13 protein-coding genes and 2 pseudogenes are annotated in these 13441 nt (G+C 44.1%); 5 read left to right on the top strand and 10 right to left on the bottom strand.

Going from position 1 to position 13441, the window contains the following annotated elements; genetic code table 11:
- The first annotated feature begins 43 nt into the window (after positions 1 to 43).
- A complete protein-coding gene (locus V7L20_RS25720; protein ID WP_334746795.1) occupies positions 44 to 709 on the top strand; it encodes an O-methyltransferase in 666 nt (221 codons plus the stop codon).
- 125 nt (positions 710 to 834) lie between these two features.
- Here the strand turns inward: V7L20_RS25720 and V7L20_RS25715 are convergent, their stop codons facing one another.
- From V7L20_RS25715 to V7L20_RS25690, 6 genes are all read right to left on the bottom strand, one after another.
- Positions 835 to 1053: a hypothetical protein gene (locus tag V7L20_RS25715; RefSeq protein ID WP_334746794.1), complete on the bottom strand. Its 219-nt coding sequence runs from the start codon at positions 1051 to 1053 to the stop codon at positions 835 to 837.
- Positions 1054 to 1096: 43 nt separating this feature from the next.
- Positions 1097 to 1468, bottom strand: a complete 372-nt coding sequence (locus tag V7L20_RS25710) for a hypothetical protein (RefSeq protein ID WP_334746793.1) — start codon at positions 1466 to 1468, stop codon at positions 1097 to 1099.
- 250 nt (positions 1469 to 1718) lie between these two features.
- The gene (locus V7L20_RS25705; RefSeq protein WP_334746792.1) at positions 1719 to 1955 is read right to left on the bottom strand and encodes a hypothetical protein; all 237 of its coding nucleotides are present in this window, start codon (positions 1953 to 1955) and stop codon (positions 1719 to 1721) included.
- Between the two features lie 2 nt (positions 1956 to 1957).
- Positions 1958 to 2470, bottom strand: coding sequence for a hypothetical protein (locus V7L20_RS25700; protein WP_334746791.1), 513 nt, complete (start codon positions 2468 to 2470; stop codon positions 1958 to 1960).
- Between the two features lie 95 nt (positions 2471 to 2565).
- On the bottom strand, positions 2566 to 4068 hold the full coding sequence (locus tag V7L20_RS25695; RefSeq protein WP_334746790.1) for a vWA domain-containing protein: 1503 nt from the start codon (positions 4066 to 4068) through the stop codon (positions 2566 to 2568).
- Positions 4069 to 4128: 60 nt separating this feature from the next.
- Positions 4129 to 5370 (bottom strand): AAA family ATPase, encoded by a 1242-nt coding sequence (locus tag V7L20_RS25690; RefSeq protein ID WP_334746789.1) that lies wholly within the window; start codon positions 5368 to 5370, stop codon positions 4129 to 4131.
- 340 nt (positions 5371 to 5710) lie between these two features.
- On the opposite strand from V7L20_RS25690, the gene V7L20_RS25685 reads away from it, so the two are divergent.
- The gene (locus V7L20_RS25685; protein WP_334746788.1) at positions 5711 to 5953 is read left to right on the top strand and encodes a hypothetical protein; all 243 of its coding nucleotides are present in this window, start codon (positions 5711 to 5713) and stop codon (positions 5951 to 5953) included.
- A 57-nt stretch (positions 5954 to 6010) separates the two neighbouring features.
- Here V7L20_RS25685 and V7L20_RS25680 read toward each other — a convergent pair whose 3' ends face one another.
- Positions 6011 to 8215, bottom strand: coding sequence for a Z1 domain-containing protein (locus V7L20_RS25680; RefSeq protein ID WP_334746787.1), 2205 nt, complete (start codon positions 8213 to 8215; stop codon positions 6011 to 6013).
- Between the two features lie 115 nt (positions 8216 to 8330).
- Here V7L20_RS25680 and V7L20_RS25675 point away from each other — a divergent pair, with 115 nt between their 5' ends.
- Positions 8331 to 9527, top strand: a complete 1197-nt coding sequence (locus V7L20_RS25675; protein WP_334746786.1) for a pentapeptide repeat-containing protein — start codon at positions 8331 to 8333, stop codon at positions 9525 to 9527.
- Between the two features lie 330 nt (positions 9528 to 9857).
- On the opposite strand, the gene V7L20_RS25670 is transcribed toward V7L20_RS25675, so the two are convergent.
- Both V7L20_RS25670 and V7L20_RS25665 read right to left on the bottom strand, forming a co-directional pair.
- Positions 9858 to 11111 (bottom strand): DNA polymerase III subunit beta family protein, encoded by a 1254-nt coding sequence (locus tag V7L20_RS25670; protein WP_334746785.1) that lies wholly within the window; start codon positions 11109 to 11111, stop codon positions 9858 to 9860.
- A 20-nt stretch (positions 11112 to 11131) separates the two neighbouring features.
- Positions 11132 to 12456, bottom strand: a pseudogene (locus tag V7L20_RS25665) (RNA-guided endonuclease InsQ/TnpB family protein).
- 33 nt (positions 12457 to 12489) lie between these two features.
- Here V7L20_RS25665 and V7L20_RS25660 point away from each other — a divergent pair.
- Both V7L20_RS25660 and V7L20_RS25655 read left to right on the top strand, forming a co-directional pair.
- Positions 12490 to 12591 (top strand): annotated as a pseudogene (locus tag V7L20_RS25660) (transposase); the annotation flags it as partial.
- Positions 12592 to 12839: 248 nt separating this feature from the next.
- Positions 12840 to 12983, top strand: a complete 144-nt coding sequence (locus tag V7L20_RS25655) for a hypothetical protein (protein WP_334746784.1) — start codon at positions 12840 to 12842, stop codon at positions 12981 to 12983.
- Here the strand turns inward: V7L20_RS25655 and V7L20_RS25650 are convergent.
- Positions 12980 to 13138, bottom strand: a complete 159-nt coding sequence (locus V7L20_RS25650) for a hypothetical protein (RefSeq protein WP_334746783.1) — start codon at positions 13136 to 13138, stop codon at positions 12980 to 12982. The two genes, V7L20_RS25655 and V7L20_RS25650, sit on opposite strands and share 4 nt — an antisense overlap.
- Positions 13139 to 13441 lie beyond the last annotated feature (303 nt).

Genomic DNA, 13441 nt, shown 5'->3' with positions numbered 1-13441 from the left:
CGTATTCTAGCACAAGGACACGATCAACTCAAAGGAGACCTGCATGACTACCCTGACAACCAACCCGCTTGCACCCCTGCTGGATCGCTTGTTCAACGAGGATGCGGCGTCATCGCCGGAGACGAGTTCTGCCGTCGCCGACCTCTCCACCGAAGAGCGGGCGCGACTGATGCGGAGCAAGACCGATTACCTCGACTTCTACGGGCGCCTGAAGGATTTTCCACTTGCTGTCTCACGAGGAACCGGCACGCTGCTCTACATGCTGGCGCGAGGCAGCAAAGCGCGAACGATCGTGGAGTTCGGAACCTCATTCGGCATCTCGACACTGCACCTCGCCGCAGCCCTACGGGACAATGGCGGCGGTCGCCTGATCACTAGCGAGTTCGAGCCGTCGAAGGTGGCGCGGGCAAAAGAGAATCTGACGGTCGGCGGTCTGGTCGACCTGGTGGAGTTTCGAGAGGGAGACGCTTTGCTGACGCTGAACGTCAATCTCCCTGAAACGGTCGACCTGCTTCTGCTTGACGGTGCAAAGGCGCTCTATCCCGAAATCCTCGACTTGGTAGAGAGTCGCCTTAGACCGGGCGCATTCATCGTCGCCGACAACGCCGATCATAGCCCCGACTACCTGGAGCGCGTGCGTTCGCCTGAACAGGGCTACCTATCGACGCCGTTCGGCGACGACGTCGAGCTGTCGATGCGGATCGTCTGACGTGAATGCCATTTGCAGGCATATACCGGACTAAGTTAACGACTTCAAGGGGCGACAAGCGAGTTAAAGTGCTTGTTGTATAAGCTTCATAGCCCAGCCCTCTAAATATTGACAAATAACATATTTTATGGTTTTGCTTCACGGGATAGCACCAAGAGATGCTTTGTATTGCTTGAGCTTTCGAGCAGTGGAACAGTGGGGATGTCAATATTGAGAGGGCTGCGTTGTCCACCCCAACTGTAGCGATCGCAGCCAGGACAATCTGTGGTAGTTTTATTCATCCACGTCCATTTACAGGTTTTGCACTGATAACTGGCTGGGATTTTCACTAAATCGTGTTCCACGACTCTACTCCTTGGCTACTTAAATCCTTTGGGCTTTTTGCGTTTAACTCTTGGTCTTTGCCAAGTATTTAAGCTTGGATCTGCGGAACTTCGGATATGCGTTATTGACATGTTTTGTAGCCTGCAAATGCGCTATTTCAAGGCATTCGTACATCATGCCGGACATATCTTTTAGCCCTAGCAGAACTGAAAGGCTGTCATTAGTTAGCTGCGGCTCTGCCGAACGTAACCTCAACCGAATACCTCCAGGCTGATATTGAATCAGCGACCACTCTGGGAAATCAGTTTTGAATTCTGCAAAATTGGCATTCGCCAACGCAATAACGTAACCGCAGCCATATTCCTTAGCGATCGCTTGCATCTTGGTAAGGGCTTCTCTAAGCTTTGGGTCGTAACTCTGTTCTGGTTCAGTCATTTGATTTGCTTTTGAACATTCATCAGAAAAATGGGTTTGAAACCCCATCCTAAAGCGTTGCGAAGGACGGCTTTACATATCTTCTAGGCAACAATTTCTTCGTTAGAACGACGAATTAAGTGTACTTTACTAGAAGCAATTTGCCCTAACCGTTTCCAGTTAGCGTCGCTCATACGAAAGCCCATAGCGCTGGGCGATTTCTAGCATTTCCTTCAGGGCTTAGTCAGCATTGTTTATGGATTTTTCTTGTTCATTCATGCGATTCAACCTTGGGAATAAAATCATGTCCGCCAAGCTGACGGCGGGCTTCGATAAATTTCTGTGCTATCTCATCGACAGGGATGCCACGTATAGCAGCTTCCTCCCAGCAATGTATAGCAGACGATTGTATCGCCTGTTCAACAAGCCAGCCTGGGCATCCCATGCGAATCATCCACTCCGTCTGATTTTCAATCAGTTGCTTCAGGCTCATTATTTTTACAACCAAGTCTAGAACTTCTTGTATCTTGTCTGCTGTGTGAAAGGTTGTCGAGAGCTAATTGGACTATTGACGCCTGCTGCCGACCTTGGTAGTCCTTGGTAGTACAAAATTATCGCCGAAACTGCCAGCGATAAAGGCGGGGCGTAAGATTTGTTAGCACGCGAACCCATCGTCTGCGTAATCTGAATTAGCTCATTCAAATGTTCCTCTTTGACCTGAATTAGTTTACCTGGCGGCACAACCTTTACATCCGGCAATTCGGCGATCACTAACAATCTGTCAATCAAGCAATCATCAACAGGTAAATTGCTTAAAATCTGTGCAAAGGCATCACTCATCCAGGATCGATGCAACGATCGCTCATTCATTTGGCTCGTAATATGAGTCAGTAGTTCATGAATACTATCGGCTACTCGGATTCGGTGAATTGGGTTTTTCGGGATTTTCTTCCGCCCAGCGCCTGGGCGCAGGCCACCTTGGCCTCGAGTGGTAGTGATAGTCATTGCTTCAATTAGCGGCATTTAAACGCCCTTTTTAACGTCTTGAAATCTGGACAGAGGAAAAGGTGTCCTAGCCAAAGAACACCCCCTTGTATTTTTATTTACCTACTTAATTCTTATAGGGAAGAAAGCATTTCTACGGCTCCTACATCATTTGCCATATCAGTGACTGATACAGTTTGGTCACATACTTGCCGCAATGCTGACGAGATTTCAGTTTCAACAGAGATGCCGTAGCAGGTAAACTTTAGCTCCTCCTTGGCTTTGTTGAATTCATCCAAAAAATCTGGGCTGATAGAATCTTCCCCATCGGTGACGAGGATAATATCAGCCTTGTTGAAAATTTTCGAGTTCCGAATCTGCTCTACTGATGCCCTTAGAGGCAATTCAAAGTTAGTCCCGCCGGTTGCTTGATAACCAATGGAAGACAGTAGCCTATTGCGAAATTCAGTGTTCATTGCCTCAAATGGGAATACGTCCGTTCGCCTCACGGAATGGTCAAAGTGAATCAAGCAGAAGTCCCGCTTGTTCTTGTTGGCTATCATCGCCACGTTGAGCGCCACAGCTTTCGCCCAGACTTCCCTCTGCGTTGTCATCGAACCAGAACTATCTAGGCAAACAATGACTGGACCTTCACCCATTTCCTTACGGGATTCCCAAACATTCTGTGGTAGCCGTCCCTCAGCGAACTTTTGAGCAAAAAGCAGGAACAAGTCATCATCGCACAGATACAGCAGTTCGTTCATTGGCACCCGGTCAATCCGGCTGCCGTAGGTTCTGCTGACAACAAACTCGCTCGTCTCTGGATCGTTTGACTTCCGTTTAACGCCTCCAAATGCCTCCCGCAAACGCTTGAGCCTGCCTGCCTGTTCAGCAATCAGTTTGAGTTTGGGGGAACGGGTGAGGCGGCGACCAAGTTCTAGTTTTTCCTGCAACGATACATTATGCCGCCCTCCATCAAGGGAACCACCGTGGCCACTGTAGCTAAATCCAAAGGCAACGAGAGATTCCTCTGCATCCTGCTGTTCGGCGATCGCATCCTTGCAGCAATCTCGAAGGGATGTCCGCATATCAGTCAGCGATTCGGCATAAGCTTGAGCGATGGCTACAGCCAGTTTCCCTTTGATGATGGTTTGTTGAATCATCGCCTCAACCCGCTCAGCTGCTTCTTGCTGGTTTTGGTCGATCAATGCCTGTTTCATATCCCGCAGACCGAGTAGCTGGTCACGCATCTGCTGAACTTGCTCTAACTCCTTGGGGGAGTCTGGCATCAACTTGATTAATTTGTTCAACAGGGAGGTGGCAGCCACACCTGCCGCGAATCTATCATGCTCACAACGTCCCTGCAAGTCTTGCCACTCGGTAATCTCGTCAAGTTGGCTATGCAAGTTAACTGCCCATTGCGCCTCTGGACGGACTTTGGGTAGTCGGCGAGGTGAAGAGTTATGGAGGCGGTAAAAAACTTCCTTGGCAAACGTAGGGAACTCGTAATTTTTGCTTTCGCCAGTCTGGAGGATCGAGCGAGTTTTCAAGCTGCCTCCAACAAAGGCGTTCCACTGGTAGTTGTCCCAAATCGAAATGTCAAAAACTAGAGGTAGGCTACGGTTATAGTACTTCAATTTATTGCTCCGTGGTTTGAGGTTTAACTAGAGGCAGTGGCACTGCCTCTAAAGTAGAATTTACTCTTGCTGCAAGAAGGATTTCACCTTCTCAAAGACTTCATTTTTCATGGCTTCAATTTTGTTAATCGTATCATTCACTTTACGGATAGCGCTGGGCGAAGCATTGGGAGTGGATGCCAGCAGGTGGTTTAAATCATTTATCATCGTTTTCATCTGCTTGGTACTGCCAGAAGCCTTAACCTGCCAGGTATTTGCCTTGTCTTCGTAAGCATTTGAAGGGATGTCACCAACTTGGTTGTAAAGCTGTTTAGCAGCATCAAAAACTTCGATCGCCTTAGCAGTCACAGGGCTACCAATTTGCAAGACGATGGAATTAATACCACCCATTTGTTTGGGGTCATTCCACAAACAGTAAGGAAGTATATCAAGGTGTTCCTCGCTAACAGCATCTTCACCGAGCATGTAGGCGTATGCTTTGAGTAAATCGATAATGTCACCACGCCTGCAGTCTGAGATGAAAATACTCATTTCTTGAGCAAGTTTCAATTCCAAATTGAGTAGGGTGTCAGCGATAATTTCGGGAAATTTTACTTGTTCAACTTCACTATGCATCGTAACCAAGTCAGCCAAGCTAATTTTCGTTTGAATGTTTGGCTTAACCCGATTCATCATCAATTTTTTCTTGTTGGCTGGGTCTTGCAGGTAGTCAACCGGATATTTTAAAAGTATCCGATCCAAAAATGCTTCCGCCTTTTCTCCAGGCAAGTGATTAGACGAACCAATAATTGAAAATAAAGGGCAATCTTCAGGAGTGGGATTCTCAAAAATCCGTTCGTTGGCAACCCTGTGGAGTGAACCGAACAACATATCAGGCCCGTTGAAGATTTCTTCCAAGTTCGCCAAGTGCGCCCAAGGAAGCCGCCCTTCTATGTTCCGTTTGAGTACGCCGTTATCACGTAGTTCTTTAAGATTGGGTGGGCCAAACAATTCATCGGGTGGGGTATCTTGGTGCAGCAGCTTAGAAAAGTAATTTAAGTCACAGAATGCCGAAGCAATCAAGTCGCAAGTAAAAGATTTGGCGCAGCCTTTTGGCCCAATCTGTACCACATGCTTTTTGGCAAGCAATGCTGCAATGATGCCATCAATTACTTCTTCGCGTTCCAGTACGTATTGGTTTACTTCGGTACGTAACGTTTGCAGCAGCGATCTAGGATTAGGTTTGCTGCCGTTGGAAGTCGCGGTTGAATCAACAGGAAAAATTGTCGAGTCAGCCGGAGTCTGAGTCTTGCGTGCTGCCATTTTTCTTCAGTTTTGGTGGTTTGAGGTTCTTTTATAATCGTATCTCGGAGGTCAATCTGATGTAAAGTGAGCCGCCAAGTTAAGTTGCGCTGGGGACGGGACTGGTATCTGTTTCTTACTGGTTGGGTTAGGCGAAGTAAGACGGTCGGAGACTGCAATCAGTGTTTGAGCCTAGAATCCCCCGAATCCGCTTCGCTAAATTCGGGGGATTATGTCAAGGTGTTAAGTTAATGTACATCCGCCTCCCTCACGTCAGCAGTTGGAAGCGTTGGCTATTGTGATGGGAGTTGAGACCGATAGGTTAGAGCAGATGTTACCACCTGCTGGGGAGAGAATAAAGATGGAGCCAATTCGATTATGTGCTGCTTGTTATGCCGAGTCGCCTTCTGACAAAATTGAATGGCAGTTGATGGTAACGCAGGGGTGTAAGCGTCATCAGTTAAGGTTATTGTCCGAGTGTCCTAATTGTGGAGCGAGGTTTAAGGTTCCAGCTTTGTGGGTTGATGGGTGGTGTCAGAGGTGTTTTCTGGCATTTGAGAGAATGATGAAGTCGCAGAAAGGTATTTCCGTAATTGTGAAATAAAAAGCCCGGTAATACAAACCAGGCTACAAACTTTGAGTTCTGGTGTAATAGGTACTTTTATACTACACCACCTTGATTTTGGCTAACCCAATGATGCTCCATTTTTTGAGGAACCCATATAGCAATGACAGACACATTGGGAATATCTCGTTCCTCCGCTTCTACTTGAAGATTAAGTTTGTGGATTTGAATTGTTAACTTGTCTTTCACCACAATTTGTCTGTCACCTGGGTATTTATCTGGGTCTTTAGAATTTCTCCCTTGAAACAAGTTCAATCTACCTATGTTTTTAGTTATAGTTCTTGGGCGGTGTCTACCTTTGTCCATGAGGTAGATATCACACAGTTCATCTGGATTTTGTTCCAAGTAACGCTGCACCTGTAGCATCAGTCCAGTGAATCGCTGCGAATCGCTGGGATGCGTTGTACGGAACTTGATGATAAGTTGTTCAAACGTATCTCTGAGGGAAATATCAGTTGCAAATAAATGCTTGTTAACTGATAATTTCCCAAAACTCTTTTCTTTCGAGGGTGTTAACTGCGACCAAAATGTATCTACAACCTTCCGGTTTGTATTAATAGCATCTTCATCCGAGTCATGAGGATAGTTGGGTACATACCAGTCACTACCAAATCCACCTCTCATTAAGGGTAAATCCCGAACACTGCCTCTAGTTGGACTGCTCAGAGCATTGTCCAAGAAAAAGGCACGCTTCCACTCTGACAGTGGCTTGCCTCGATATTTTTTCAACTGTTGGCGTATATTCTCTTCATGCTCTACATAGGTTGTAAAAGCATCTCTTACGTCCTGCTCTAGAAATACACGACAATACCCCAAGTATGAGCGCTTATATCCAAAAAAACGCGCTCTTTGCTGAAGGGTATCGGCATTGCCAACACCAGCACCTCTCGGCATATAAGTTATAGTCAAACCTTCGACCGTGAAGCCTCGATCCATTGCTTGTCCACCAACGAGGATATGAGCGTATTCATTTTTCCAATCAATTGTCGGTGTTTTTCCTCCAGCTGTATTTACCTGTTGAATGTTTGTCTGATTAATTGCTCTGGGAAGAACCTTAACAAGTTCGTCAAACGACGGTAAGTCCGCTACGGTTTTCACTAAGTCTTGGTAGGCTTTATTAAAAGATGCCAATAAGTTTATGCAGGCTGGATCATTTGCATCTAAAGTTTTTTTCCATTGATTGTTTATCTGTCTAGCCCAAAAAAAGTACTCTCCATGAGGTGCAATTTTTTGTGACGGGTGAACCATCATGGAGCGATTACCTCTACCTTTATCCCTGAGATAACCAGCAGCCACTCCCAGGTAAAAAAGCATCATGGCAAACAAGAACGTTTCAGGAGGATCGATAACTTGATTATCCTGAGTAGGAATTTCGTAACTTGGAATAGTTTTTATTAATATTGGATTTTCTAAGAAAAACTCTTTACCCCCAGAATAGTCCGCACCAGGGGTCAGCACTTCAGCAAAGTCTGGCGAAAGCACATCAACAATATTTATTAACAATGGAGCTTGTGGTGTTGCAGTATATTGCAAGAAAGAATGGTGAGGAAGCAGTTGTCGAAGCTCAATCAGGTGACGATAAATTGTACTCATCGCTCCTTGATTGACTTTGTTATTCAGTCCTGCTTGATCTGCTTCATCATCAATTATCAGTACAGGTACTCCTTCCAAATTCATATTACGAAGCAGGTTGTTCAAGTGTTGCAGGTGATCGCTCTGCTTCATCACTGTTAAGAGTGCTATCTGCCTCTCGTCTTCTGGTACTGAGGGGTCTTGCCATGTGTCCAGAGTACTCTGTATATTTTGTCGTTTGTCACTTCTTGGATTTTCAAAATACTTCCATTTGCGATCGCTGCGCGTATCCAAACGCAAATCTTTTTTCAGTCTGTCGTTGGACTGCTTAAATAGGTTTGTTTTGGTTCCTCCAATTACAATTACCATTCGGTAGCCATTATCACAGGCTAAAGCTGCGACTGTTGTAAAAGACATTGTTTTACCACTTTGTACATATCCAGTGACCAATCCTGTCTTACTACCACGGGGCGATACTGGTGGTACACATCGCTGTATTACTTCGGTTGCTTCGTTGTGTATCCTTGTTTGACTCTCTTCATCAGGAAGACCAAGGTGGTTAAGCAAAGCTTGTGTTTCTTCACCAATTACGAAGAACCATAATTTGCTTGAGTCATTTGTTTGAACAGTAATTTCCATCATCTCAAGTGTTTCAGAATAATTAGACATATCTTCGCTTTCGTATATTACTAACGCTATAATATATTCGCTAGCGTGAATAGTATACGCTAGCGCTAGTAAAAATTATACTCCTATTTACCTGGAAACGGCAACATTACGCATTATGAAAAAAATTCGTTGTAATTTAAAGGATCTGATGGAAAAAAAGGATCTGTCCCAGTACCAACTGGCAAAGGAAACAAGTCTCAGTATCAATGCCATTGGCAGGCTTTACAAACAAGAGTTTGACCGGATTGACTGCAACACCGCTGAAGTTTTGTGCAACTACTTTGGCTGCGACTTATGTGAACTTTTTCCCTTAGAAGCAGTTTCTTCAAAGCGAATGTTAGATTCAGAGTTTCTTAAACGATATGCAGCTGGAGAGAGGGATTTTCCTGGGATAGACCTAAGTGAAGCTAATCTTAGCGGATTGTACCTAACAGACTTAAATCTTACTGGGGCAATACTTCGTAAAGTTATATTTCGCAAGACAAACCTAACTAATGCAAATTTGGATAAAGCGGACTTGAGAGAAACGGATTTAGAAGGGGCAATACTGAACAAAGCAACTTTGAGAACTGCAAAGCTTGGTGAAGCAAATCTGCAAGCAGCCAAGCTTACCTATACAGAACTAACTGATGCAGATCTGAGTGGAGCTTACCTGCAAAAAAGTGAGATGAGATGGGCAAACTTAAGCGGAGCAGTCTTAAAGGCAGCAAAGTTAAATAACGCACAAATACTAAGAGCAAATCTGAGGAAAGTAGACTTGACTGATGCCGAACTCAAGAAAGCTGACTTAAAGTGGGTAGACCTGAGTGAAGCAAAGTTAATTAACGCTAATCTCAGTGGTGCTGAACTAGAAGCAAATTGCTTAATAGATGCTGACATCAGCAGTGCTAACCTTAATGATGCGAATCTGACTCAAACTGACCTCAGTAGTGCCAACCTTACTCATGCCGAGCTTAAAAAAACTAACCTCAGCAGTACTAACCTCAATAATGCCAACTTAAGCTTAACTGACCTTAGCACTGCCAACTTTGATGATACATACTTAGTGGGTGCTAATTTAAGAGATTGTAACTTAGGTGGTTGCAACTTAAGTAGTATCAATTTGAGTAATGCTGACCTCAGTGGTGTAAATTTGAGAAATGCTATTCTTAGGGATGCTAACTTGAGTCGGGCTAAACTCAAATGTGCTGACCTTAAATATGCTGACCTTTTTGGGATTGATCTCAGTGGTGTTGATTTAGATGATGCTTACTTAGGAGGAGCAACAATGCCCGATGGTAGCATTCATGATGATGACATCATCAACATTTAAAAGTTATCCAACCAGCCTAGTTGCTATCTGCTGATAAATCGTTGTAGGCATCGCTTTTTTCAACAAGCCTCTATCAAGTTTGAGTTGAGTAAGCTTCTACATATTAAGCTTTTAGTAGTTGTGCTGAAGCTTTGCTAGATTTATGGTGGGTTGAAAGGTAAGGCAGAGGTCTGCCATTGTAATAGTGTATCTGTTTGTAGTTGTGACAAACAATCTGTTAACAGTGACATCATTTTGTTAAACATGACATCAATCTGTTAACAGTAACAAATAATTAGTTAATGTACAGTTAATATCCAATTCCAGGAAAATTTTCCTGGAATTCTTTCATCAAAACTCTACCTCGAGCACTCTTACCACTTCAATCTGCGGGTTATTGTCGTGGAACTGTTCGGAATAATCAGCGATCGCCACTGAATAGCCCAGCATTGTCAGAGTATTCAGGTACTTTTCTAAGGCGAAGTCTGGCAAGCCTGACATTGGCACTCTACTGGCTCCGGCAGGCTTACTAGTTAGCACCAAATCGAGTCCATCTGCCAGTTGGCGGGCATCTTCGTTATATGCCTCGTAGAAGTTGCCTACATGAGCAAGCAATATGTGTTCGGTATACTTTTGCTTCAGTTCCGTGTATCGAGCAAAGAACGGAGGCATTTGAGAAGCTTCAGGTGAAGGTTCTTCTGTTTCCTCTTCCGGCTCATGTTCTACTACCGAAGAAGTTGCAACCTCCTCCGTTGGAGCAATGGGAACTGACTTTAGCTTGCTCGGACTAGGAAATTCTAGACTGCCGTTCATCTCAATAGCGGCTACAAGTTGACAGTAATCTCCTGACTGAATCAAAACCATGGTCTGGCTTAAGTAAATTTCTATTTCCCCTTCAGCATCAGCTAGCGCCCTTAACGCCTTTTGTAGTTTGATGCCATTCACAGGAAACAGAATGTCATTACCAAAGCGCGTTAGCTCCACAGCCTCCCCACAAATTACATCGCCGTGGCAGCCGTAAACAGCGACATCGCCATTGTCGGTCATCAAGAAAACTCGCCTTTTGCTGTCGCTTACAGCAAGCATTCTCTCAACAGAGGCTAGCAAATTTTTGCAGATGCCCACCAGCTTAGTGGGAGATTTGATTGCACTAGCGAGTAGTTTGCTGATTTGCGGGAACAGCTTTACTTCTAAAACTTTGCTGCAAAACGAGTAAGCACCAATTTCAAAGCTCAAGAAATCTTGAGCGTAGTTTGCCTTACCAAACTTGATATTTATTGCACCTGTAGAACGGGACAAAATTTGGCACAGGATTTTAACACTGCCAGAATCAACAACGCCAAGAAACGGACTTCCAGTACTAGCGATAGCTGCGTAAGCTGCAACATTGCCATCTGTCGCCGTCAGCTGCACTTGAGCGCCGATGCTCTCTAACTTGATTCCACACATACAACCTTTTGTTTTATCTGTTGACATAGCGATCGCTACCTTTTGCAATGCCAATCCAAAAGCGTTAGCATCAACTGCTGCATTTCCAACTTCGGCGACAATAGCATCAGGTTCTGGGAAGCTGCTTTCATCCCCAACATTAGGCGGCGGAGGCATCAAAATAAAATGAACTACCTCTAGCTGGCTTTGCCTGAGCTAGAGGTTTCTACATCCTCTAACTTGTTTTTAGCAAAGTTGTTTTGAGATTTTTGACGCTTCTTTTCCCCCAGTTGCTTCATGCTTCCTGCTTGTTTGCAAGTGCGTGAGGTAGAGCTAGCAAGATCAGCGCCTACGAGACTGGTTCCCAATCCCGGTAGAGTACCTTTTGCCCAATAAAGCATAACTTCGGCAGCAGCAATGTCACGGTCTTGAACATATCCACAAATAGCGCACTCGTGAGTTCTGATATCAAGTGTCTTTTTATGTTGGTGTCCACACTTGGGACAGGTTTGAGAAGGTTTAAGAAGTCGTGTTGGCACTTCTACAAACACTCCACCAATCTGCTCAATTTTGTATTTGATAGTGTTGCGTAACATTCCAAAACCAACATCAAGAATAGATTTGTTTAGACCTGCTTTTTGCTTTTTGCGCTTGCCTTTTTTCGCTCTACTGGTCATGTTTCTGACTTCTAGTTTTTCAGTCGCCACCATGCTATTACTGCTAGTGATTTGTGCAGCGACTTGATGTACCCAGTTCTGGCGTTGACTAGCGACTTTTGAGTCAGCTTACAAACCGAAGCTTGAGCTTTTTTAAACCGCCTAGAAGCTTTAATTTTCTTTTTTATATTTGGCGCACGTTTGCGTCGTTTATCCTTAGATGCTTTTTTGATTAGATGTTCTGCATTCCTCAAAAACTTAGGAGCATCTATTTGTTTATGATTTTCACCGTCAGTGATCGATAATGCAGATTTACACCCTAAGTCAATACCAACAGCGCTAATGGGTAAAGTTTTTGGCTGTAAAATTTGGTCTAATACGTTGACAGTAATTGAGGCATACCATTTACTATTGCGATAAAGAATAGTGCAAGTAGTTGGTTTACCCCAATATTTAGCCTGACCACGCATCTGAATACGCCCAATTTTAGATAAATTGAGATACCCGTTCTCACCTAATGACTCTACCTTAAAACCTGCACAGTCTGGATAAGTCCAACCTGAATAATGCCTAATTGATTTAAATCTAGGACGCTTACCAAGTCCTTTTAACCAACGCTCAAAAGCAAAATAAACACGTTTTAAAGTCGCTTGCAGAGCATGACTAGGAAGTTCTTTGTACTCTATCCAAACCTCTTTAAACGCAGGTAAACAATTCTGTTGCTCAAAATAATTAACACGATGATTGAACTTTTTGTATTGAGTAAATCGGTTATTTACTGCGGCGTTATACAAGTTCTTGTGGAGCTTTCGGTGATACCGCAAAATTGATTTAGTTTTCTCATTTGGGTACAACCGAAAAGTCATTCGTCTTGTTGCCACAGTACGTTTTTGTTTCCTCCAAAAATTTGGTCTAGCTCGTATTATGTTGTTTCAAGTGGTGGCGCATCGATTAATAAATTAAAAGAATATATTAAAGAGCAAGATGTACCAACTGAATAAATATGGATTGGTTATTTCCACTTCGTTTCAATAACCCACTCTGATCCCTACCTTACGAGTACGTTGAAGGTAGGGACTGCCGCGATACGTTCAAAGTCGCTATTTTCAGGCGTCTTTCTTTTGAGCAACAAACAATCTCGTCCCAGGCTATCTGTCGTGGTACAAATTTCTATCTGAGTCGTCCACGACTGCCACTTGAGGCACAGCTTTCGTAAGCTTTCTGAAAGCGCTATAAATTTCAGTGGCTTGTGCCCGACAGTAAGCGGCACAGAGCAAATAAAATTCTGGTTCCACAAACTCAAATGCTCTGCCGTGATAACCATTTCGGTCGCAGTGATGATCGCTTACTGCAACCTATGAAGCAATGGCGATCGCTTTACAAAAATCATTAATGTTGACCGAACAAATCTGTGTTAACTTGGACGTGTAAATCATCGGATTCTTTCTCTTCAACAAGAGTCTGAACTTCGGTGGTTTGAGGTTCTCCGCAAAGGGTGGTTCCGGCGCGGACTGAAGGCGGGAGTAATCCCGCCTTTTGAATTTTCAAGATTTGAGGCAGTGCTATTAATGTTCTGCTGTTTCTTGCATTTAGGCATACCTGCTTTCTCTTCAGAAATAATTTCCTTGTGAAAAACCACCAGATGCCGCTATAAGCAGTGTCTGGTGAAATAAATAGGTCAAAGCAAACCCGCAGATTGCTATCACTTATGAGCTTGGCGCATTTTCTGTTCAGCTTCTTCGAGGTGTCTTAGAGAGTGTTTATAAATAAAAAATAAACAGCACCATAGTCATTGCCCAGGACAGGTATTTTAAAAGAGACAGTCATAATATTTGAATCGGGTAAAATGGG

The organism is Nostoc sp. (assembly GCF_036916735.1).
Lineage (GTDB): Bacteria > Cyanobacteriota > Cyanobacteriia > Cyanobacteriales > Nostocaceae > Nostoc.
Note: the sequence above shows the minus strand (reverse complement) of the source record. Positions and strands in the feature narration are given on the sequence as shown.

What these genes read in the sequence shown, in the direction of transcription:
- V7L20_RS25720 (WP_334746795.1), top strand. Translation starts at nt 44, where the DNA reads ATGACTACCCTGACAACCAACCCGCTTGCACCCCTGCTGGATCGCTTG.
- V7L20_RS25710 (WP_334746793.1), bottom strand. Translation starts at nt 1,468, where the DNA reads ATGACTGAACCAGAACAGAGTTACGACCCAAAGCTTAGAGAAGCCCTT.
- V7L20_RS25700 (WP_334746791.1), bottom strand. Translation starts at nt 2,470, where the DNA reads ATGCCGCTAATTGAAGCAATGACTATCACTACCACTCGAGGCCAAGGT.
- V7L20_RS25690 (WP_334746789.1), bottom strand. Translation starts at nt 5,370, where the DNA reads ATGGCAGCACGCAAGACTCAGACTCCGGCTGACTCGACAATTTTTCCT.
- V7L20_RS25685 (WP_334746788.1), top strand. Translation starts at nt 5,711, where the DNA reads ATGGAGCCAATTCGATTATGTGCTGCTTGTTATGCCGAGTCGCCTTCT.
- V7L20_RS25680 (WP_334746787.1), bottom strand. Translation starts at nt 8,215, where the DNA reads ATGTCTAATTATTCTGAAACACTTGAGATGATGGAAATTACTGTTCAA.
- V7L20_RS25675 (WP_334746786.1), top strand. Translation starts at nt 8,331, where the DNA reads ATGAAAAAAATTCGTTGTAATTTAAAGGATCTGATGGAAAAAAAGGAT.
- V7L20_RS25670 (WP_334746785.1), bottom strand. Translation starts at nt 11,111, where the DNA reads ATGCCTCCGCCGCCTAATGTTGGGGATGAAAGCAGCTTCCCAGAACCT.